Genomic DNA, 21,228 nt, shown 5'->3' on the forward strand with positions numbered 1-21,228 from the left:
GGAACAACTCATCAACCGATTAGGGGTCGACCATGTATCAACATCATAACTGGCAAGGTGCATTACTGGATTATCCCGTCAGCAAAGTGGTCTGCGTGGGCAGCAACTATGCAAAACATATTCAGGAGATGGGCAGCGCCGTGCCGGAAGAGCCGGTTCTGTTTATTAAGCCAGAAACCGCACTGTGCGATATTCGCCAGCCGCTGGTTCTGCCGCAGGGACTGGGCTCGGTGCATCATGAAGTGGAGCTGGCGGTGCTGATCGGCGCGACGCTGCGCCAGGCGACCGAAGAGCATGTAGAGAAAGCGATTGCGGGTTACGGTGTCGCGCTTGACCTGACGCTGCGTGATGTTCAGGGCAAAATGAAGAAAGCGGGGCAGCCGTGGGAAAAAGCGAAGGGTTTTGATAATTCATGCCCGATTTCCGGTTTCATTCCGGTGAGTGAATTTACCGACGATCCGCAGAACACGCCGCTCAGCCTGAAGGTCAACGGCGAGATCCGCCAGCAGGGAACGACCGCTGACATGATCCATAAGATCGTTCCGCTGATTGCCTACATGAGCCGCTTCTTCACCCTGAAACCTGGCGACGTGATCCTCACCGGCACTCCGGAAGGTGTGGGGCCGCTGCTTAGCGGCGACGAACTGGATGTCAGTTTTAACGGCCTGTCGCTGAAAACCCGCGTGCTGTAAAAGCACCTTGCCGCCTGAAAAGGGCGGCAAAACTTGCATCAACGTGCCAGACTCGTTATAAGGTGCGCTCTATTTTGACGTGTGGACATCCCGATGAACGACATTCCTTTCTGGCAAAGCAAAACTCTCGACGACATGACCGACGCGGAGTGGGAATCGTTGTGTGACGGCTGCGGGCAGTGCTGCCTGCATAAGCTGATGGATGAAGATTCGGACGAGATCTATTTCACCAACGTAGCCTGCAAGCAGTTAAACATCAAAACCTGTCAGTGCCGCAACTATGAGCGCCGTTTCGAATATGAGCCGGACTGCATCAAGTTAACCCGTGAAAATCTACCGACCTTTGAGTGGCTGCCGCATACCTGCGCGTATCGCCTGCTGGCGGAAGGGAAAGATCTGCCCACATGGCATCCGCTGTTGACGGGGTCGAAAGCGGCGATGCACGGCGAACGTATTTCCGTGCGCCACATTGCGGTGAAAGAGTCCGAGGTGCGGGACTGGGAAGACCACATTATGAATCACCCTAATCGGTGATAATAAAAAACCCGCCGAGGCGGGTTTTTTATTGTTCACAATTGTGTCGAGTGGCGCTGCGCTTACCCGACCTGCAAAACTGACGTTGCCGTTCTGCTTTTACCTTCCAAAAAGATCGCGTTTCTTTGGTTTGAACGGCTGGGCAATCAGCACCAGCAGCGCCACCACAAAGTAGGCGACAAAAATGCCCACCAGCCACTGCGGCATCTCCAGCGTCAGGAATTCCCACTGGCGTACAGAGCAGTCACCGGAGGCCACAAACACCTGCGGCAGCCATTTATCCAGCGGCAGCCAGCTCGGGAAGCGGGCGGCAAAATCGCAGGTCATAAACGGCGACGGGTGAAGCTGCATTTGGGTGTGCTCCCAGGCAAGCGCAATGCCTTTCCCGGCGCTGTACAGCCAGATGGCAATTGCCGCATAGCGTAACGGTGATTTGGGTGCAATCGCACCTACCAGACCCGCGCCCATAATGCCGAACAGCGCACAACGCTCATAAATACACAGTACGCAAGGTTTCAGCCCCATCACATGCTGAAACCACAGCGCGACCATTTCCAGCGCAAAGGCGGTCAGGGCCATCAACAACCACGCTCCGCGACCGCGTGAGCACTGGTTCAAAAATCGCAACATAATCATTTCCCTGGAACATGCTTAGACAGCGCAGTGTAAACGAATTTTAATGCGCCGCAAGTATACCTGCTTGCAATAACCATTGCGTACAGGGAACGAGAGTAATTTTGATGCACAGTAAACCAACCAGGGTAAGCACCAGCGTATACGGCAGCGCCATCCAGACCATTCTTCCATAAGAAAGTCGTATGAGTGGCGCCAGCGCCGAGGTCAGCAGGAAGAGGAATGCCGCCTGACCGTTCGGGGTTGCCACGGAGGGGAGGTTGGTTCCGGTGTTGATCGCCACCGCCAGCAGCTCGAACTGTTCACTGCTGACAATCCCTTGCTCCATCGCGGCTTTGGCCTCATTGATGTATACCGTCCCGACAAAGACGTTATCGGATATAGAGGACAACAGACCGTTAAACAAATAGAACAGCGTTAGCTGCGAATCTGGCGTGGCCTGAAGCACAAACGCGATGATCGGCGCGAACAGATGTTGGTCAATAATCACCGCCACGACGGCAAAAAACACCGCCAGCAGGGCGGTAAACGGCAGCGCTTCGGTAAAGGCTTTTCCGATAGCATGTTCGTCCGTAACGCCGCCCAGGCTGGTTGCAAGGATAATTACCGACAGGCCAATCAGCCCCACCTCGGCAAGGTGGAAGGCCAGCGCAGCGATAAGCCACACGCCGATGAAGCCCTGTGCAATCAGGCGCAGCGTCTCCTGGCGCGTGCGTTGTTTGCGGCTCTGCTCGTCAAACTTATGCAGCTCCTGGCGGACCTGATCGGGCAACGTCGCGCCATACCCAAAGAGGTTGAATTTTTCGACCAGCACACAGGTGGCTAACCCGCAGACCAGCACGGGTACGCTGACCGGCGCCATGCGCAGGAAAAATTCGCCAAAATGCCACTCAGCTGCTTTGGCGATAATCAGGTTTTGCGGCTCCCCGACCATGGTCATCACGCCGCCCAGCGCCGTCCCCACGCCTGCATGCATCATCAGGCTGCGCAGAAATGCGCGGAACTGTTCCAGCACATCGCGGTTGTGCGCCTCAACGTGGCTGTCGTCCTGCAAGTTATCGCCAGGACGAGACGAGGCCACCCGGTGGTAAATCCCGTAAAAGCCGACGGCGACGCTGATCACTACCGCCACGACCGTCAGCGCATCCAGGAAGGCAGAGAGGAAGGCTGCGGCGAGGCAAAACGCCAGCGAGAGCAGCGTTTTCGACGGAATGCTCAGCAGCAAACGGGTGAAGATAAACAGCAGAAGCTGCTTCATAAAGTAGATCCCCGCCACCATGAAGATCAGCAGCAGCAGGACTTCAAGATTCGACGCTATCTCGTTTTTAACATGCTCCGCGCTGGTCATTCCAATGACCACGGCTTCCAGCGCCAGCAGCCCGCCGGGCAACAGCGGATAGCACTTCAGCGCCATCGCCAGGGTAAAGATAAACTCGGCGACCAACATCCACCCGGCAACGAAGGGATCCAGCAAAAAGATAACGGGATTAACGACCAGGAATACCAGTAAAGTGAGTTTGTACCAGTCAGGTGACTGACCTAAAAAGTTGCGCCACAGCGCGCGCCCAAATGAAATTTCCACGACAGACGTCCTTTCCCCGTCAAATAAGACAAGACATCAGTATACGCAAAAATGGCGGCAGAGCGGGGGATTAAGCCATTTGTAAATTTCATAAAAATGAAACGGCGATCCCTCTTTTCTGTCTCTGCTGCGCTATCTGCCTCTGCACGCCTCTGGTATGATGAGTGTAATTTGCTAAAGCTGTGTAATGGAAATCTCACTATGGTCATTAAGGCGCAGAGCCCGGCGGGTTTCGCGGAAGAGTACATCATTGAAAGCATCTGGAATAATCGTTTCCCTGCGGGATCAATTCTACCTGCTGAACGCGAACTCTCTGAACTGATTGGCGTCACCCGTACCACGCTGCGAGAAGTGCTCCAGCGTCTGGCGCGCGATGGCTGGTTGACGATACAGCATGGCAAACCCACTAAAGTGAATAACTTCTGGGAAACGTCCGGGCTGAACATTCTGGAAACGCTGGCGCGTCTCGATCACGAAAGCGTACCGCAGCTGATTGATAATCTGCTTTCCGTGCGCACCAACATCGCCACCATTTTCATCCGCACCGCGTTTCGCCAGCACCCTGAAGATGCGCTGAAGGTACTTGCTACCGCCAATGAGGTGGAAGACCACGCGGATGCCTTTGCGACCCTGGATTACAACGTGTTCCGTGGTCTGGCGTTTGCTTCCGGCAATCCGGTTTACGGTCTGATCCTGAATGGAATGAAAGGGTTATATACGCGCATTGGTCGTCACTACTTTGCTAACCCTGAAGCCCGCAGTCTGGCGCTTGGCTTCTATCATAAACTGAGCAAACTCTGCACCGAAGGGCTGCACGATCAGGTCTATGAAACCGTGCGTCGTTACGGCCACGACTCCGGTGAAATCTGGCACCGGATGCAGAAAACGCTGCCGGGTGATTTAGCGATTCAGGGCCGGTAAAAGAAAAAACCTCTCGATTGAGAGGTTTTTTTTCGCCGGGTGGCGGCTTCGCCTGAGCCGGCCTACAGGTCCCGTAGGCCCGGTAAGCGTAGCGCCACCGGGCAAAAAATCCCACTACAGCGTATTCAACCGCGCCGGACACCGCTCCAGCAGCTCCACGCTGCCATCTTCGTTCTGCTGTTCCAGCAAGACGTCAAATCCCCACAGGCGATGCACATGCTTCAGCACTTCCTTACGCCCCTTATCCAGCGGCGCGCGGTTGTGCGGAATATAGCGCAACGTCAGAGAGCGATCGCCGCGCAGATCCACGTTCCAGACCTGAATGTTCGGCTCAAGATTACTCAGGTTGTACTGGGACGACAGGCGCGAGCGGATCTCGCGATAGCCCTCTTCGTTGTGGATCGCGGAGATCTCCAGGAAGTTGTTGCGGTCATCATCCAGTACGGTGAAGAAGCGGAAATCACGCATGATCTTCGGCGACATGAACTGGCTGATAAAGCTCTCATCCTTAAAATCACGCATCGCGAAGTGCAGCGTTTCCAGCCAGTCGGAACCGGCAATATCCGGGAACCAGTATTTGTCCTCTTCGGTGGGCGACTGACAAATACGCTTGATATCCTGGAACATGGCAAAGCCGAGCGCGTACGGGTTAATACCGCTGTACCACGGGCTGTTATATGCCGGCTGGAACACCACGTTGGTGTGGCTGTGCAGGAACTCCATCATAAACCGTTCAGAGACTTTTCCCTCGTCATACAGGTGGTTCAGAATGGTGTAGTGCCAGAAGGTCGCCCAGCCTTCGTTCATGACCTGGGTCTGCTTCTGCGGATAGAAATACTGGCTCACCTTGCGCACGATGCGCAGGATCTCACGCTGCCACGGCTCCAGCAGCGGGGCGTTTTTCTCCATAAAGTAGAGCAGGTTTTCCTGCGGCTCGGAAGGGTAGCGACGCGCCTCGGCGACGGTTTTCTCCTCTTCACGTTTTGGCAGGGTGCGCCACAGCATATTCACCTGGCTTTGCAGATACTCCTCGCGGCTTTTCTGCCGGGCTTTCTCCTCCTGCAAGGAGATCTTCTGCGGACGCTTATAGCGGTCAACGCCGTAGTTCATCAGCGCGTGGCAGGAGTCCAGCAGTTTCTCAACCTCGTCCACGCCGTAGCGCTCTTCGCAGTCGGTAATGTAGTTACGGGCGAAGATGAGGTAATCAACGATTGAGCTGGCGTCCGTCCAGCTGCGGAACAGATAGTTATTTTTGAAGAACGAGTTATGTCCATAGCAGGCGTGCGCCATCACCAGCGCCTGCATGGTAATGGTGTTCTCCTCCATCAGATAGGCAATACATGGGTTAGAGTTAATGACGATTTCATACGCCAATCCCTGCTGCCCGTGCTTATACAGCCGCTCTGTCTCAATGAATTTTTTACCAAACGACCAGTGCGGATAGTTAATCGGCATCCCGACGCTGGAGTAAGCGTCCATCATCTGTTCCGAGGTGATGACTTCAATCTGATGGGGGTAGGTATCCAGACGATAGAGTTTGGCCACCCGGTCGATCTCCGCCAGGTAGACATCCAGCAACTCGAAGGTCCAGTCGGGTCCATCGCTCAGACGGGTGCTGTCCCTGGACATGGAATCTAGTGTAGCCATTAGCGCGCCCTCGTTGTTGGTCGCTCTCTCTGACTGGAGAGCCTCCTTTCAAGCATAGATCACCCCATTCAAATACGCGGGGCGCAGAAATTTTTTCTTTGCGATTTCACGTTTTCGATACGGCAAAAAAAGCGGTGCTCACAGAATTTTCTACTGGTTAAAAATAACGCGCAGCAGGAGATCCCAAATAAGCGCTATCCCCTGATACAGCGGGATATGTGAGTTGAGTCACCATAAAAAAGTCATATGTTGAATAATATTTTCAACTAGGTTATCAATCTGTAATTAGATGATTGTTCTTTTGCTCATAATGGAGTGGCTATGCGTGTTGTCATACTGGGAAGTGGTGTCGTTGGCGTAACCAGCGCCTGGTATTTAAGTCAGGCGGGACATGAGGTTACCGTTATCGATCGCGAATCCGGTCCGGCGCTGGAAACCAGTGCGGCGAATGCGGGGCAAATCTCCCCGGGCTACGCTGCGCCGTGGGCGGCCCCGGGCGTTCCGCTGAAGGCGATCAAATGGATGTTTCAGCGACATGCGCCGCTGGCGATCAGCCTCGACGGCACGCAGTTCCAGCTTAAGTGGATGTGGCAGATGCTGCGCAACTGCGACACCCGCCACTATATGGAAAACAAAGGGCGCATGGTGCGTCTGGCGGAATACAGCCGCGACTGCCTGAAGGCGCTGCGTGCCTCAACGGGCATTGAATATGAAGGACGCCAGGGCGGCACGCTTCAGCTGTTCCGTACCGCGCAACAGTACGAAAACGCGACCCGCGATATCGCCGTGCTTGAAGATGCGGGCGTACCGTATCAGCTGCTGGAAGCCAGCCAGCTGGCGCAGGTGGAGCCAGCGCTTGCCGAGGTCGCGCACAAGCTGACGGGCGGTCTGCGTTTACCGAACGATGAAACCGGCGACTGCCAGCTTTTCACCCAGCGTCTGGCGCGCATGTGTGAGCAGGCCGGGGTGAAATTCCGCTTCAATACTTCTGTCGACAAACTGCTGTCGGAAGGGGAGAAGATTTACGGCGTGAAGTGTGGGGAAGAGGTAATCAAAGCCGATGCCTACGTGATGGCGTTTGGCTCCTACTCAACCGCGATGCTGAAAGGGATCCTGGATATCCCGGTCTATCCGCTGAAAGGCTACTCCCTGACCATTCCTGTGAAAGAGGACAGCGGTGCGCCGGTCTCGACCATTCTTGATGAAACCTACAAAATCGCCATCACCCGCTTCGATAACCGGATCCGCGTCGGCGGCATGGCGGAAATCGTGGGCTTTAATACTGAGCTGCTTAAACCGCGTCGTGAAACGCTGGAGATGGTCGTGGGCGATCTCTTCCCGCGCGGCGGCTTCATTGAGCAGGCGACGTTCTGGACCGGCCTGCGCCCAATGACCCCGGACGGCACGCCGATTGTGGGCCGTACGCCATACAAAAATCTGTGGACCAACACCGGCCACGGCACGCTTGGCTGGACCATGGCCTGCGGTTCGGGCCAGCTGCTGAGCGACCTGATCTCAGGGCGGACGCCGGCAATTCCGTTTGACGATTTGAGCGCCGCACGCTATCAATCAGGGTTTACCCCATCGCGTCCACAACACCTGCACGGCGCGCATAATTAAGGAGTCGCAATGTCCCGTCCTATTCTGGCCCAGCTGGATTTGCAGGCGCTGAAGGATAACCTGCAAATTGTTCGCCGTGCTGCGCCGGGTTCTCGTGTCTGGTCGGTGGTGAAAGCCAACGCCTACGGTCATGGTATCGACCGTATCTGGAGTGCGCTCGGCGCCACCGATGGTTTTGCCCTGCTGAATCTGGAAGAGGCCATCCTGCTGCGCGAGCGCGGCTGGAAAGGACCGATCCTGCTGCTGGAAGGATTCTTCCATGCGCAGGATCTGCCTCTGCTGGATAAGTACCGCCTGACGACCAGCGTTCATAGTAACTGGCAGATCAAGGCGATTCAGGACGCGAAGCTGCATGCCCCGCTGGATATCTATCTCAAAGTGAACAGCGGGATGAACCGTCTGGGCTTTCAGCCTGAACGGGTGCACACGGTCTGGCAGCAGCTTCGTGCGCTGAAAAACGTCGGTGAGATGACGCTGATGGCGCATTTCGCCGATGCGGAAAAGCCGGACGGAATTGCCGATGCCATGGTCCGCATTGAGCAGGCGGCAGAAGGGCTGGACTGTCCACGTTCGCTGTCGAACTCAGCGGCAACGCTCTGGCATCCTGAAGCGCACTACAACTGGGTGCGTCCGGGGATCGTTCTGTACGGCGCGTCACCCTCAGGTCAGTGGCAGGATATCGCCAACAGCGGCCTGAAGCCGGTGATGACGTTACGAAGCGAGATTATCGGCGTGCAGACGTTAAAAGCGGGCGATACGGTGGGCTATGGCAGCCGTTATCGGGCAGCGGGCGAACAGCGTATCGGTATCGTGGCGGGGGGCTATGCAGATGGTTATCCGCGCATCGCCCCGAGCGGCACGCCGGTGTGGGTCGATGGCGTGCGCACCGGCACGGTAGGCACCGTCTCAATGGACATGCTGGCCATTGATTTAACGCCGTGTCCCCAGGCGGGGATCGGGTCACCGGTTGAGCTGTGGGGCAACGAAGTTAAAATTGATGATGTGGCCGCTGCGGCGGGCACCGTTGGGTATGAGCTGATGTGCGCGCTGGCACCCAGAGTGCCTGTTGTGACGGTGTAACTTGTGTATGTGCCGGGTGGCGGCTTCGCCTTACCCGGCCTACAAAAGCCCGAAAGTAGGTCGGGTAAGCGTTATCGCCACCCGGCAAAAAAGCAGCTACTCCGCCTCTTCCTCCATCGGCCTTACGCCGACTTTGCGCACCGCATTATCTTCTTTCTCGGCTACCGTCCAGATCATCCCGGCAAACTCCACCTGGTCACCGACGACCGGCGCAGCCCCTAATAATTGCTGAATAATTTCACCCAGTGTTTGCTGGTTATCGCGATTCTCCAGTCCACCTTCCAGGCCATAAATCAGCGCCACATCCGCAAAGCGGGCGCTGGCTTCGAGGATAAAATCGCCGAAGAAACGCTGATCCAGCGCCACCGGGGGCGACTGGCTGAACAGCTTGCCGAGGGCAGGCAGGTCGCGCTCGCGGCCAATCACGCAGAGAATATCGTTCTCACGCAGCCGCGTGCTGCCGGTCGGGTGAAGCAGGGCGTTATCCCGGAACAGGGCGGCAATGCGCGTTTCAGCGGGCATATGCAGATCGCGCAGGGACGCGCCCACGCACCACTTATCGGAGCTTAGCTGGTAGACAAACTGTTCCCAGGGATTCTCAGGGTGAATATCTAGCCCCACGCGGGAGACCGGCCAGCCAATGGGCGGTACCACCACTTTGGCTTTTTTCGCCGCCCAGCCCAGCGACGTCCCCTGGAACAGCAGCGACACCAGCACCACGAAGAAGGCGACGTTAAAGAACAGGCGGGCGTTGTCCAGCCCGGCCATCATCGGGAACACTGCCAGAATAATCGGCACCGCGCCGCGCAGACCCACCCAACTGATAAATATCCGCTCACGCAGGTTAAACCCGCGGAACGGTAGCAGCCCGGCAAACACCGACAGCGGACGGGCGAAGAAGATCATCCAGGCCGACAAAAGCAGCGCCGGTACGGCGATAGGCAGCAGGTCCGACGGCGTCACCAGCAGGCCCAGCACCAGGAACATGGCAATCTGCGCCAGCCAGGCCAGACCGTCGAAGTTCTGCAAAATGGCGTGACGGTTGCGAATCGGTCGGTTGCCCAACAGGAAACCGCAAAGGTAAACCGCCAGAATACCGCTGCCGTCCAGCGCGGTGGTGACGGCAAAGATCAGGATCCCGCCGCTCAGGGCCAGCAGCGGGTAAAGGCCGGAAGGCAGCGTAATACGGTTGATCGTCTGCTGTAACAGGTAACCGCCGCCGAGACCAATGATAATCCCCAGGCCAAACTGCTGGAGGATGTGCCAGGCGAACATCCAGCTCAGGCCGGTTTCGTGCTGCTGGATCATCTCAATCAGAGTGATGGTCAGGAACACCGCCATCGGATCGTTACTGCCGGATTCAATCTCCAGCGTGGAGCCAACGCGTTCGTTCAGCCCCTTGCCGCCGAGCAGCGAGAAAACCGCTGCCGCATCGGTCGAGCCGACAATCGCGCCAATCAGCAGGCCTTCCATAATATCGAGGTTAAACAGCCAGGCCGCCATCATACCGGTCAGGCCAGAGGTGATCAGCACCCCGACGGTCGCCAGAGACAGCGCCGGGCCTAAGGCCACGCGGAACGAACTTGCCTGGGTGCGCATACCGCCGTCCAGCAGGATGACCGCCAGCGCGAGGTTACTCACCATATAGGCGAAAGGGTAATTATCGAAGGGGATACCGCCGATTCCGTCGACTCCCGCCAGCATGCCGATAGCCAGGAAAATGACAAGAATAGGTATGCCAAGGCGCGATGAAAATGAACTTAATAAAATGCTGAAGGTTACCAGGATGGAACCCAGAATGAAAAGACTGATTATCGCTGTGGCACCCAATGTCGTCTTACTCCCACCTCAATGTGAACGCTGTTATTAAAACCCTAACATATTAACAACGGTAACAGCGTTTTATTGAGGGGGAATAACGGCTTTTTTATGCCTTTAAGACCGGATGACCGCTGATTGTTAACCGACTGCCTGAATTATCGTGTACAAGGTGCGCCCGGGCGCCCAGCGGCAGCGTAACGGTTTGCTGCTCATGGCCGAAATCCAGGCCAGCGATCACCGGGATATCCAGGCGGGAACGAATGAAATCAATCATCGTCTCCAGGGAATAGCCCGCATCGTAATCGTTGGGGGCTGAACCGCTAAAACTGCCCAGCACAATGGCCGACTGCCGATCCAGGATCCCGGCGTGATACAGCTGCAACAGCATGCGTTCGACACGGAACGGGTGTTCATTGATATCTTCCAGCACCAGTATGCCATCCGTGATCTGCGGCAACCACGGCGTACCAATTAGCGACACCATCATCGCGAGGTTGCCGCCCCACAGCTGTCCTTCACATTCCCAGTGCGGTCCATTGCCTTGCCACTCGATGGTGAACGTCGGGTTTTGCAGGGCGCGCCAGAAATGGTCCTGCGTAAACGCATCCAGCTCCGGCGCGCCAAAGTTACCGGCCAGCATCGGGCCGCTAAAGGTAATGACGTTATGCAACGCCAGCAGGCCGAGCTGGATCGCCGTGAAATCGCTGTGTCCGCAGATTAACAGCGGATCCTGCTGCTGGCGCGCGGCCAGCCCGGCCCAGTCGATGCTCTCCAGCAGCCGGCTTGCGCCATAGCCGCCGCGCACGGCCAGCACAATGGTGTTTTCACCTTCCAGCGTCGCCAGGCTGTTGATATCGCTCAGTCTCTGCGCCTCCGTACCGGCAAAACGCTGCATGCGGCGGGGGATAATTGTCTGATTTTCTACCTGATGGCCCATTTCCAGCAGGCGTTGAACGCCCCGCTGTGCCGCCTCCTGATTGATGCAGTAGCCTGACGGTGCGATGAGATGAAACTGAGGCATGGCAATTCCTTGCTGAATGAGAATCTAATTGTCTATATCATGCCGCTTATACGCCGCCTGCTTCAAGGGGCGACGTACCGCGATGACCGGCTATAAGGATAGATGACGTGAAATTGAGATGGTTTGCTTTTTTGATTGTGCTGCTCGCTGGCTGTAGTTCAAAACATGATTATCAAAATCCCCCCTGGAACCCTGAAGTGCCGGTAAAGCGGGCCATGCAGTGGATGCCGATCAGCGAACAAGCCGGGAAGGCCTGGGGCGTGAGCCCGCGTCTGATCACGGCGATCATTGCCGTGGAGTCCGGCGGCAACCCGACGCTGGTGAGTAAATCGAATGCGGTGGGGCTGATGCAGTTAAAAGCCTCGACGGCGGGAAGAGAGGTCTATCGCTACATGGGCTGGAAGGGACAGCCATCCACCAGCGAGCTGAAAAACCCGGAGCGTAATATCTCTATGGGAACCGCTTACCTGAGCATTCTCGAGCATGGCATTCTGAAGGGGATTGACGATCCGGAAGTGATGCAATATGCACTGGTGGTGTCGTACGTTAACGGAGCCGGCGCGCTGCTCCGAACCTTCTCATCCGATCGCAAAGAGGCGATAGAAGAGATTAACGATATGGATAAAGATGAATTCTTCGAGCACGTTGTGAAGAATCATCCGTCAGCACAGGCTCCACGTTATATCTGGAAAGTCCAGAAAGCGATGGACGCTATGTAACGCCTTTGTCGGGCGGCAGCACGCTGCCCGACGCCTTTCAGCGCACTTTATTCGCGCGTTCCCGCGCTTCACGCTCCAGTGAAAAAATGATGCGCTGTAGTTCGCGCTCGGCGCCTGGCCCGACATTCAGAAAGCGAAAGCTCAGTCGCGGCGTGGTAATGGTTTCGTTTTTGCCGTCCACCACCTTGCGCTCGCTGATGGCAATCAGTTGGGCGTCAAACCAGAAGCGTCCCCATCCGCCCATATCCAGCTCGATCTGACTAAAACGCATACCTTCCACCAGCCCTTCCGGCTTCGGCGTATCCATTAACGCGCCCATGCCGCCCAGCGACAGGTCGAAGAGACGAAAGCGGATCTCTTTTTTGTCCGGCATTTTTGCCTTACAGAAATAGGCCGGGTGAAGCGGAGCGCTGATGCGAAAAAACTCCCGGCGTTGCACGAACCAGAGGTTAGCGGGCAGGGGAGCGATAAACGCAGGCAAACCCTGGTACGCGATCGTGGTCAGACGAGGCAGCACAAACTCGACTTTCGCCCCCTGCGTTTCGGCCATCACCGAGAGATTCTCTGCCTGTAGCGCGGCACGGTTTTCATCGCTCTGGCTACCCAGATCGACGATCAGGTGCTCTGCCGTCACGTCCAGGATCTTGCTGATAAACTGGCTGGTTGACCAGTTGATGCGCAGCGGCACCTCGCCTTTTTTCAGGTCGCGTAACACCCCTAATACAGCCAGCGGATTTTGTTTCAGGAACTGCTCACTGTAGCTACTCACGCCAGATGGCTCCTCGATAGATCACAGACTGTCTCTGGGTTATCGGCACGCGGGCATGAAACTTAATACAAACGATCTGTTTTTCTCCGCCGATATTGATTTGCTAATGGAAATGATAATAATTGCCGTTCCCAATACCATCTAATAACAAGACGACACTATGAGCACTTCACGTTTTGCGTTATGCGCGTTGGCAGGCGCCGTCACGCTGGCATTGCAAACACAGGCTTTCGCAGAAGAATCCACCATCGTGGTGACAGGCACAGAGCAGGGCAGCGCGCTTCCTGCCTGGACCAACAGCGCCACGAAATCAGCCGTCGCGGAAAGTAAAACGCCGCAGGTGATCAACACCATTGCCGCTAAAGAGATTGAGCAGCGGCACGCCAGTTCGGTAAACGAGATCCTGCGCTATGCGCCGGGCGTTTCCACGGAGGTGCGCGGGAGCACCTCTTACATGAGCGAGTACAAAATCCGCGGGTTCAACGTCGATCAGGAGTTCTACAACGGCCTGCAACTTCCCTATAACGTCACCGGGAACACCAAAGCGCGAATCGATCCGCTGCTGATTGAGAGCGTCGATATCCTGAAGGGGCCGTCATCCGTGCTGTATGGCGGCGGCTCACCGGGCGGGCTGGTCAATATTCAGAGTAAAAAGCCGCAGAAAGAGGCGAAAACGGAACTGGGCTTTAATACCAGAAACCGCAATCTGAAAGAGGGATACCTGGACTCCACGGGGCAGATCGCGAACAGCGACTGGAACTATCGCCTGCTGGGCAAAGCGACGGAAAGTGACGAACAGGCGCACACCACGCGCTATGAAAACTATCTGGTGGCCCCCTCCGTGACCTGGCAGCCTGATGACAAAACGCGCCTGACCATTGACGCGCTGGCGCAAAATACGCCGAGCCTGACGCCGTCTGATCCGATGCCGCTAAGCTATCTGCGGTCTAAATACGCCGATCGTCGTGACTATGCCGGGGATGAGTGGAGCGGCTTTAAGCAGCGCCAGTGGATGCTGGGATACAGCTTTGAGCATGAGTTTGACAGTGGCTGGGGCTTTAACCAGAAAGCGCGCTACTTTGACGTGGACACCCACCAGCGCAGCGCCTATTCCACCGGGACGGGCAGCGAGGTCTACCAGCTTAACCGCTTCGCCTATACCACGGATGAAGATTTGCAGAGCTTCAATATTGATAACCAGGTCACCCGAACCGTCGCGCTGGGGGACTGGAAACATCATCTGCTGGCGGGCTTTGACTACCAGAAGCTGAACTCTCACTTCCATTATCGTTACGCCTCATCCACCCCGGGTATCGATATGCGTCATCCGGATCACTCGCAGATCGATAACGATGCGCTGGGGCTTGAAACCGCGCAGAAAAACCGACTCAGCTATCAGCAGAATGGCTATTACCTCCAGGATCAGATTGCGTTTGGCGGGCTGAACGTGCTGGCCAGCCTGCGCTATGACGACTACCGTTCCGTCACCACTAACTATCTGCAAAACGGTGACAAAGCCTGGGTATCGCAGGATCGCCTCACCAAACGACTGGGCGCGCTTTATGCCTTCGACAATGGACTCTCGCCGTTTATCAGCTATTCAGAAGGGTTCGCCCCAGTATCGCCGCAGGGCACGCTGACCGCGAAAGACGTTAAGCCCACCACCAGCAAGCAGGTGGAGGGTGGGGTGAAATACCTGCTGGCGGAATACGCAACCACCTTCACCGCCTCGGTGTTTAACATTCGTCAGAAAAATGTGGTGACCAGCGATCCGGGCTTCCTCAACTATCGCCAGACCGGGGAAGTGGAATCGAAAGGCGCGGAGCTTTCCGCTATGAGTCGTCCAACGGATAACCTGACGCTGATTGCCAACTATGCCTACACCCACGCCATCAATACCGAAGATGAAAAGTACCAGGGCAAACGACCGACGCAGGTCCCTGAGAACGCCTTTAATCTGTGGGGCGATTACACCTTCGACAGCACGCCGCTGAGAGGGGTAACGCTGGGGGGAGGCGCACGCTACACCGGGCCGATGGAGATCTCGCCAGCCAACGACGCAGGCAAGCTGGGCGGTACGACGCAGTACGATCTGGCGGCATCTTACCGCATGGGTGAACTGGCGCCATCGCTGGAGGGGCTGACGCTGAAAGCGAGCGCGCAGAACGTCACCAACAAAGAGACGCTCACCTGCTATGACGCGACCAACTGCTGGATAGGCCGCGACCGCACCTTCCAGGTCGGGGCGAGTTACAGCTTCTGAAAAAAGCCCGGTGGCGCTAGCGGGTCACTTTATTGCACGGAACCTGACCCTCGCCCCTTTGGGGAGAGGGTCAGGGTGAGGGGCGCTACTGCGCCGCCTGTTTCGCAGGTGCAACATCATCGTTTGCCGCAGGCTGATTCTCCGGTACGGTGTCGCATGGCTTCTCTTTCGGGCAGACTATGTCCAGCATCCTGAGCGTCACGCCGTTACTCCAGCCGAAACCGTCCTGCAACGGATACTCACCGCCGCCACCGCCGGTACCGGTCGAAGAGACATCGTACTTCTCAACCAGTTTCTTCTCGCGATCGTAGGTATGCTGAACGTTTTTCAGGAAACGCCAGGTCACGTCCATCGCCACTTTCTGCTGACCATAGTTCTGCAACCCTTCCACCGCTACCCACTGCAACGGCGCCCAGCCGTTCGGCGCATCCCACTGCTGCCCGCTGTTGATGGTGGTGGTAGAAATACCGCCCGGTTTCAGCAGGCGCGACGATGCGGCTGCGGCCACTTTATCGGCGCGATCCTGTGATGCGGCCTTCACATACAGCGGGAAGAGGGCCGCGGCAGTCAGCTGATTACGCACCTTCCTGGTTTTCAGATCGTAATCCGCATACCAGCCCTCTTTATCGTTCCACAGGTGGCTCTCCATGGCTTTCTGACGTGCGGAGGCCAGCGCGTCATATTTACTTGCGCTGGCGGTATCCCCGTCTTCCTGGCTGGCACGGGCCAGCAGTTTTTCCATCTTAAACATCAGCGCATTCAGATCCACCGGCACGATGCTGGTGGTGCGGATGGTATCCAGCTTCTGAGGATCGTCCATCCAGCGGGAGCTGAAATCCCAGCCCGAGGCCGCGGCAGAGCGCAGATCGCGATAGATCTCGGTGGCCGGACGGTTAGGGTTATTTTTGGCGGTGGTGACGTCATCCAGCCACGACTCAGGGCGCGGCGTGTCCCGATCGTCCCAGTAGCGGTTGAGGATCGCGCCATCATCCAGCTTCACCACGCGTTTGTTCGCCTGACCAGGCTGGATCCCATCAGCCCCCTCCATCCAGTAGGCATACTCTTTTTCCATCTGCGGACGGTATTTCTTTAACGCGTCGCTGTCATGCGTGGCCAGCAATTCCACCATCAGCGAGAAGAACGGCGGCTGAGAGCGGCTCAGGTAGTAGGTGCGGTTACCGTTAGGGATATGGCCCCAGGTATCAAGCTCGTAAGCGAAGTTGTCCACCATGTCGCCGATCTTATCCCAGTGGCCGCTCTCGGCCAGCCCCAGCATGGTGAAATAGCTGTCCCAGTAATAGACTTCGCGGAAGCGTCCTCCCGGCACGACATAGGGTTTTGGCAGAGGCAGGAGGGAGTCCCATTTGTTCGCTTTGTCGGTGGTGCGGGTCAGAACAGGCCACAGATCGTCTATGTGTTCGCGCAGGCTCTGGCCCTCAGGGGGAACATATTTCTCACCCTCCTTCGGCAGGATAAAGTTCATCTCCACGAAGTGGCGCAGGTCAAAACCGGACTGGGTATGCTGCATCCGGTAATCCGCCAGGATCATTAGCGGGTCGCTTTTGGGAACGGCATCCGCGAAGGTTTTCTGATCCGGGAAGAGTTTGGCGCTCTGTACGTCATTAAAGAGGGGGCCAAGAAGGATATCAGGTGAGCTTTGCTGGCTCGTTGGCTGGTCTTCAGCATAACCAAATGCGGTAACACCGAGTAGTGCGCCTGCCAACGCAAGGGGTAAAAAAGCGGGGCGTCGTGCGCGAGGTCTTATCATCGGTTCGTCTCCTGTCTTCACTGAGCAGCGTGACCGCTGTTGTCAATTACCTGAAAACCTTAGACGAATATCGTTAACTTCGCGTGTTGAATATCCCATTTTTCACATAACCAGATAATTCGGGTGCGCTTTCACAACACCGGGGGTGGTTTACTTAATTTTTAACCACATCACAGAAAGGCCGGGTAAGCTTCAAGCCACCCGGCTTAAGCCCTACAACCCTTTTTTATCCATAAGCACCGCCAGATCCACCAGACGGTTCGAGAAGCCCCATTCGTTGTCATACCACGACAGGATCTTCACCATATTCCCGCCAATCACCAGCGTTGAAAGCCCGTCGATGATGGATGAGCGCGGGTCGCCCTGATAATCACGGGAGACCAGCGGTTCATCGCTGTAGCCCAGGATGCCTTTCAGCGGCCCGCTGACGGCGGCCTGACGGAACGCGTCATTCACCTCTTCGGCGGTCACGTTGCGGCTCAGCGTCACCGTCAGATCGACAATCGACACCACCGGAACCGGTACGCGCAGGGAATATCCGGTGAGTTTACCGTCAAGTTCGGGGATCACTTTCCCGAGCGCTTTTGCCGCGCCGCTGGAGTAAGGCACAATGGATAATGCTGCCGCGCGCGCGCCGCGCAGATCTTTTTCCGGCTGGTCATGCAGCGCCTGGCTGTTGGTGTAGGCATGCGTGGTGTTCATCAGCCCGTGTTCAATGCCAAATTGCTGGTGCAGCACCTGCGCCGCTGGCGCCAGACCATTAGTGGTGCAACTCCCGTTGCTGACTACAAAATGCTGGGCCGGATCGTACAGCGTGTGGTTCACGCCCATTACCACCGTCAGATCATCATTTTTAGCCGGGGCGGAAATAATGACGCGTTTTGCGCCGCCGCTCGTGATATGCACCGCTGCTTTTTCACGTTCGGTGAAGAAGCCGGTGGCTTCGATTACCACCTCAACGCCAGCGTCTTTCCACGCAATGTTTGCCGGGTCGCGTTCACTGAATACGATGATGCGTTGCCCGTCAACCTGTAGCGCGCCGTCCGCCGCTTCAACGGGCACCGGCAGCGTGCCGAGCAGAGAGTCATATTTCAGCAGATGGGCGAGGGTTCTACTGTCCGTCAGATCGTTAATGGCCACAATCTGGAGATCCGGGTTGCCCAGCGCCGCGCGAAGAACATTACGTCCGATACGGCCGAAACCGTTAATACCGACCTTAACCATGATGCACTCCTAATCTGTGTTGTCTGGAGTGACTTTAGGCGTCAGGTCGGATGGCGTAAATGACAAAAAAGGATCAGATTACGCCATTCTGCGGCAGTGGAAGCGCTGGCGATATTCGCCCGGCGTGAGATGAAGCTGCTTTTCAAAAACGCGGCGCAGGTTGATGCTGGTCCCAAACCCGCTTTTTTCGGCAATGACCTCAAGCGGATACGAGGTCTGCTCCAGAAGCTGTCGTGCGGCGGCCAGGCGCGCTTCGGTGACATAACGGGCCGGAGGTACACCGACGTCACGCGTGAACACGCGGGTGAAATTGCGCGGACTCATGGCGACCCGTTCGGCCAGCCTTTCGACGCACAAATCTGCGGTGAGGTTTTGCAGGATCCAGCTTTGCAGTTCGCTAACCGGTCCGGTCGCGCCGGACTGCTCCAGTTTATAGCGGCTGAACTGTAGCTGGCCGCCAGGCCGACGCAGGTACATCACCATATCCTGCGCCACGTTGCGGGCGAGGGTGAAGCCGTAATCATCCTCCACCAGCGCCAGCGTCAGATCAAACCCGGAACTGACGCCGCCGGACGTCCAGACGGGGCCATCCTGAACATAGAGCGGGCCGCCCTCAACGTTGACCGCAGGATAGCGGGTTTTCAGGGTTTCCAGCAGCCGCCAGTGGGTCGTCGCCCGGCGCCCATCGAGCAGTCCGGCCTGTGCCAGCAGCAGGGCCCCGCCGCAGACAGAGGCGACGCGGCGCGCATGCGGCGCGGCCAGGTGCAGCCAGTCCACCACCGCGGTGCTTTCCTGTTCATTCATGCCACGACCGGTAATGATGATCGTATCCAGCGGCTCGCGCGGATCCAGCTCCGGCAGGCGATAGTCCGCCAGCAGGTTTAAGCCGGACTGGCCGTGGATCACCAGGTGAGGCTGGGTGGTGGCGATAATGATGCAGTAGCGGGGCTGCGCCAGGCCGTCCGGGTGCAGCCGGTTGGCCTGCATCAGAATGTCGGCGATACCGGCAGCCTCAAACAACATGCCACCGTCAGGTACGATAATCAGGATCTTCTTCATGTCCTGAAAAGTACCTTTATCACAAAATAAGTCAAGCGGCAGACAAACACCGTCGCAGAGACAAATGAGGCGTGCCGGGTGAAAGCGTGGAACGGCAGATGTTGGAAAGAAGTAAAAGAAATATGTAGTAACGGTAAAACTTTTTGCGTTAGGTTTACTGTTACTGCCGCTGAAACCCCCAGTTTATGGGCTGCAATGAAGTGTTCTGAACAATAAGAGAACAAAAAGATGTAGCCATGCTTAATTATTAAGGCTCAAAAAATAACCTCGGAGGATAATTTCGAGTAGGTTATTTCGGATCGCAAAATTAAATCCCTGCCATTTTCTTCACCGTCATTTGTTAATGCGGGATGCACGCACCCAATAAAAGTTATCTTCCAGATGCAACAATGAAAATATCCCAGATATATCCCACAGCGCACAGAAAAAATGAAATTCTACTAATTATGGTAGTGGCGATAATAAGGGGTTACGTTAATGATAGTGGTTCTCTTTTGCCTTTTTAGCCATTAATTTTCATACAGTTACGCTAGAAATTCGTCTAAGAAAAAGACGATTTCAGCTAAGTGCGCATTTTTTATGAGATTAATCCTATAATGCATTGGGCGTATCATTAAACGCCATTAAGCAGGCAAGAAATATTGAATTGATGACAAGCTCATGTAAACTTGTCTACCGTTTGTCAAAATATGTCAGGAGCATGCTGGGCCCATTTCTGTTGGGTTCGTGCGGTAGCTATGCCTTAAAATAGTTACCTGCTGAAAATATCCCGACTATTTTAACAATAGCACCTAAGTCAAATTTTATCCCCCTCTCTTCATCCTCTAAATATCGCTACGGAAAAGCATATGAAACTGCGTGTATTGTTATCACTTCTGTTTGTTATGGCGGTGGCGGGCTGTAAGGCGCCGCAAAAACCAGCGATCACCGATGATACGATTGTGACCAGCCAGGTGAATGGCATCACGCTGACGCACCGTCACGCTGTTACCCCTCCGGCGGAGTTCACTCAAGTGAATGAACCGTATCGTGCCATGTACCCGGCATCCCTGATGAGCCGTCCTGACTACGGTGGAAAAGTGATCCGTACGCTTGAGACCGGCAAAACTTACGTCGTGCTGGGGCAGGTTGAACATTTCTGGATGGCGCTGGCCGATGAAGGGAGTGAACAGCTGATTGGTTATGTGCCGATGCGTGCCGTGATCAAGGCTGACCAGTACGAAGCCACCGTGCGTAAACAGGCACTGCGCCCGAAAGCGCGTAAGAAAACCACCTGTGTTGATGTCGATGGCAACAGCAAAGCCTGCAAAGACAGCGCGAACGGTACCTGGATCCTGAACTAAACGGGTTTCACGAGCATATTTTTATGAATAATAAAAATTTTCATCGGATGTGGTTCCCTTTTTTTGCGTTGATTTTCGCGCTGATCGGTGGTTGTACGTCGTCTTCACACAGCGACCCCTCCCGCTACAATCTTCAGTTTCAGGCTCATCCTCAAATCAATGATTCTGCGCCGCTTAAGGTCAGAGTGTTGCTGCTGAAATCCGATGCGGATTTCATGTCCAGTGACTTCTACTCCTTACAGAACAACGCGTCAGCCACGCTTGGCGCGAATCTGCTGAACAGCGATGTGTTCTTCCTGATGCCGGGCCAGCTTTCGAAAACCCTGAGCGGGCAAAGCTCACCGGAAGCGCGTTATATCGGCGTGATGGCGGAATACCAGGCGCTGGACGGCAAAAAATGGCGCGTCTCACTTCCTTTGCCTGTTCCCGGCGAAAACGCGATTTACCAGTTCTGGAAATGGTCCGCAGATGAACTCCAGGCCAGCGTCTTCCTTGACGTAAATGGTATCCGGGTCATCAGCCAGTAACGCCC

General features: G+C 55.9%; 17 protein-coding genes and 2 pseudogenes. 10 read left to right on the forward strand and 9 right to left on the reverse strand.

Annotated features, from left to right (window positions below; genetic code table 11):
- Positions 1-32 precede the first annotated feature (32 nt).
- Both AM329_RS04230 and AM329_RS04235 read left to right on the forward strand, forming a co-directional pair.
- On the forward strand, positions 33-692 hold the full coding sequence (locus AM329_RS04230) for a fumarylacetoacetate hydrolase family protein (protein ID WP_003859945.1): 660 nt from the start codon (positions 33-35) through the stop codon (positions 690-692).
- A gap of 93 nt (positions 693-785) precedes the next feature.
- Complete coding sequence (locus AM329_RS04235) at positions 786-1,226, forward strand: YcgN family cysteine cluster protein (RefSeq protein ID WP_015570314.1); 441 nt, start codon at positions 786-788, stop codon at positions 1,224-1,226.
- A 99-nt stretch (positions 1,227-1,325) separates the two neighbouring features.
- Here AM329_RS04235 and dsbB read toward each other — a convergent pair whose 3' ends face one another.
- Both dsbB and nhaB read right to left on the reverse strand, forming a co-directional pair.
- Positions 1,326-1,856 (reverse strand): disulfide bond formation protein DsbB, encoded by a 531-nt coding sequence (dsbB, locus tag AM329_RS04240; protein WP_017693268.1) that lies wholly within the window; start codon positions 1,854-1,856, stop codon positions 1,326-1,328.
- Positions 1,857-1,902: 46 nt separating this feature from the next.
- Complete coding sequence (nhaB, locus tag AM329_RS04245; RefSeq protein WP_023314322.1) at positions 1,903-3,441, reverse strand: Na(+)/H(+) antiporter NhaB; 1,539 nt, start codon at positions 3,439-3,441, stop codon at positions 1,903-1,905.
- 201 nt (positions 3,442-3,642) lie between these two features.
- Here nhaB and fadR point away from each other — a divergent pair, with 201 nt between their 5' ends.
- Positions 3,643-4,362, forward strand: coding sequence for a fatty acid metabolism transcriptional regulator FadR (gene fadR / locus AM329_RS04250; protein WP_003859951.1), 720 nt, complete (start codon positions 3,643-3,645; stop codon positions 4,360-4,362).
- 114 nt (positions 4,363-4,476) lie between these two features.
- On the opposite strand, the gene AM329_RS04255 is transcribed toward fadR, so the two are convergent.
- On the reverse strand, positions 4,477-6,009 hold the full coding sequence (locus AM329_RS04255; RefSeq protein WP_022651425.1) for a SpoVR family protein: 1,533 nt from the start codon (positions 6,007-6,009) through the stop codon (positions 4,477-4,479).
- Between the two features lie 321 nt (positions 6,010-6,330).
- Between AM329_RS04255 and AM329_RS04265 the strand changes: the two genes are divergently transcribed.
- The 3 genes and pseudogenes from AM329_RS04265 to AM329_RS26030 all read left to right on the forward strand — a co-directional run.
- Positions 6,331-7,629, forward strand: a complete 1,299-nt coding sequence (locus AM329_RS04265; RefSeq protein ID WP_015570317.1) for a D-amino acid dehydrogenase — start codon at positions 6,331-6,333, stop codon at positions 7,627-7,629.
- 9 nt (positions 7,630-7,638) lie between these two features.
- Positions 7,639-8,709: a catabolic alanine racemase DadX gene (gene dadX, locus AM329_RS04270; RefSeq protein ID WP_003859954.1), complete on the forward strand. Its 1,071-nt coding sequence runs from the start codon at positions 7,639-7,641 to the stop codon at positions 8,707-8,709.
- Positions 8,710-8,814: 105 nt separating this feature from the next.
- Positions 8,815-8,919 (forward strand): annotated as a pseudogene (locus AM329_RS26030) (hypothetical protein); the annotation flags it as partial.
- Here the strand turns inward: AM329_RS26030 and AM329_RS04275 are convergent.
- Together AM329_RS04275 and ldcA are read right to left on the reverse strand one after the other, a co-directional pair.
- Positions 8,872-10,539, reverse strand: a pseudogene (locus tag AM329_RS04275) (potassium/proton antiporter); the annotation flags it as partial. The pseudogenes AM329_RS26030 and AM329_RS04275 overlap by 48 nt on opposite strands.
- Before the next feature lie 97 nt (positions 10,540-10,636).
- Entirely contained in the window at positions 10,637-11,551 is a 915-nt protein-coding gene (gene ldcA, locus AM329_RS04280; RefSeq protein ID WP_032609491.1) for a muramoyltetrapeptide carboxypeptidase, read from the reverse strand.
- 107 nt (positions 11,552-11,658) lie between these two features.
- Here ldcA and emtA point away from each other — a divergent pair, with 107 nt between their 5' ends.
- Positions 11,659-12,270, forward strand: coding sequence for a membrane-bound lytic murein transglycosylase EmtA (gene emtA, locus AM329_RS04285; protein ID WP_017384310.1), 612 nt, complete (start codon positions 11,659-11,661; stop codon positions 12,268-12,270).
- A gap of 37 nt (positions 12,271-12,307) precedes the next feature.
- Here emtA and AM329_RS04290 read toward each other — a convergent pair whose 3' ends face one another.
- Positions 12,308-13,039, reverse strand: coding sequence for a flagellar brake protein (locus AM329_RS04290; protein ID WP_023314318.1), 732 nt, complete (start codon positions 13,037-13,039; stop codon positions 12,308-12,310).
- Between the two features lie 160 nt (positions 13,040-13,199).
- On the opposite strand from AM329_RS04290, the gene AM329_RS04295 reads away from it, so the two are divergent.
- On the forward strand, positions 13,200-15,302 hold the full coding sequence (locus AM329_RS04295; RefSeq protein ID WP_039264689.1) for a TonB-dependent siderophore receptor: 2,103 nt from the start codon (positions 13,200-13,202) through the stop codon (positions 15,300-15,302).
- 85 nt (positions 15,303-15,387) lie between these two features.
- Here the strand turns inward: AM329_RS04295 and AM329_RS04300 are convergent, their stop codons facing one another.
- The 3 genes from AM329_RS04300 to AM329_RS04310 all read right to left on the reverse strand — a co-directional run bounded on the left by AM329_RS04300 (position 15,388) and on the right by AM329_RS04310 (position 19,353).
- Complete coding sequence (locus tag AM329_RS04300; RefSeq protein WP_032609487.1) at positions 15,388-17,070, reverse strand: alpha,alpha-trehalase; 1,683 nt, start codon at positions 17,068-17,070, stop codon at positions 15,388-15,390.
- A 213-nt stretch (positions 17,071-17,283) separates the two neighbouring features.
- Entirely contained in the window at positions 17,284-18,294 is a 1,011-nt protein-coding gene (gene gap, locus AM329_RS04305; RefSeq protein ID WP_032609486.1) for a type I glyceraldehyde-3-phosphate dehydrogenase, read from the reverse strand.
- 78 nt (positions 18,295-18,372) lie between these two features.
- Positions 18,373-19,353: a GlxA family transcriptional regulator gene (locus AM329_RS04310; protein WP_023314314.1), complete on the reverse strand. Its 981-nt coding sequence runs from the start codon at positions 19,351-19,353 to the stop codon at positions 18,373-18,375.
- 848 nt (positions 19,354-20,201) lie between these two features.
- On the opposite strand from AM329_RS04310, the gene AM329_RS04315 reads away from it, so the two are divergent.
- Positions 20,202-20,696 carry a hypothetical protein gene (locus AM329_RS04315; protein ID WP_006810964.1) on the forward strand — a complete coding sequence of 165 codons (495 nt, stop codon included), beginning with the start codon at positions 20,202-20,204 and terminating at the stop codon, positions 20,694-20,696.
- A gap of 23 nt (positions 20,697-20,719) precedes the next feature.
- Positions 20,720-21,223: a type VI secretion system lipoprotein TssJ gene (gene tssJ / locus AM329_RS04320; RefSeq protein WP_015570327.1), complete on the forward strand. Its 504-nt coding sequence runs from the start codon at positions 20,720-20,722 to the stop codon at positions 21,221-21,223.
- The last annotated feature ends 5 nt before the right edge of the window (positions 21,224-21,228 follow it).

Source organism: Enterobacter cloacae complex sp. AR_0002 (assembly GCF_001922365.1).
Lineage (GTDB): Bacteria > Pseudomonadota > Gammaproteobacteria > Enterobacterales > Enterobacteriaceae > Enterobacter > Enterobacter hormaechei_C.

Coding starts and splice junctions, on each gene's coding strand:
- AM329_RS04300 (WP_032609487.1), bottom strand. CDS start 17,070: ATGATAAGACCTCGCGCACGACGCCCCGCTTTTTTACCCCTTGCGTTG.
- dsbB (WP_017693268.1), bottom strand. CDS start 1,856: ATGTTGCGATTTTTGAACCAGTGCTCACGCGGTCGCGGAGCGTGGTTG.
- AM329_RS04255 (WP_022651425.1), bottom strand. CDS start 6,009: ATGGCTACACTAGATTCCATGTCCAGGGACAGCACCCGTCTGAGCGAT.
- gap (WP_032609486.1), bottom strand. CDS start 18,294: ATGGTTAAGGTCGGTATTAACGGTTTCGGCCGTATCGGACGTAATGTT.
- AM329_RS04265 (WP_015570317.1), top strand. CDS start 6,331: ATGCGTGTTGTCATACTGGGAAGTGGTGTCGTTGGCGTAACCAGCGCC.
- AM329_RS04315 (WP_006810964.1), top strand. CDS start 20,202: ATGAAACTGCGTGTATTGTTATCACTTCTGTTTGTTATGGCGGTGGCG.
- AM329_RS04310 (WP_023314314.1), bottom strand. CDS start 19,353: ATGAAGAAGATCCTGATTATCGTACCTGACGGTGGCATGTTGTTTGAG.
- AM329_RS04230 (WP_003859945.1), top strand. CDS start 33: ATGTATCAACATCATAACTGGCAAGGTGCATTACTGGATTATCCCGTC.
- AM329_RS04235 (WP_015570314.1), top strand. CDS start 786: ATGAACGACATTCCTTTCTGGCAAAGCAAAACTCTCGACGACATGACC.
- ldcA (WP_032609491.1), bottom strand. CDS start 11,551: ATGCCTCAGTTTCATCTCATCGCACCGTCAGGCTACTGCATCAATCAG.
- tssJ (WP_015570327.1), top strand. CDS start 20,720: ATGAATAATAAAAATTTTCATCGGATGTGGTTCCCTTTTTTTGCGTTG.
- fadR (WP_003859951.1), top strand. CDS start 3,643: ATGGTCATTAAGGCGCAGAGCCCGGCGGGTTTCGCGGAAGAGTACATC.
- dadX (WP_003859954.1), top strand. CDS start 7,639: ATGTCCCGTCCTATTCTGGCCCAGCTGGATTTGCAGGCGCTGAAGGAT.
- AM329_RS04295 (WP_039264689.1), top strand. CDS start 13,200: ATGAGCACTTCACGTTTTGCGTTATGCGCGTTGGCAGGCGCCGTCACG.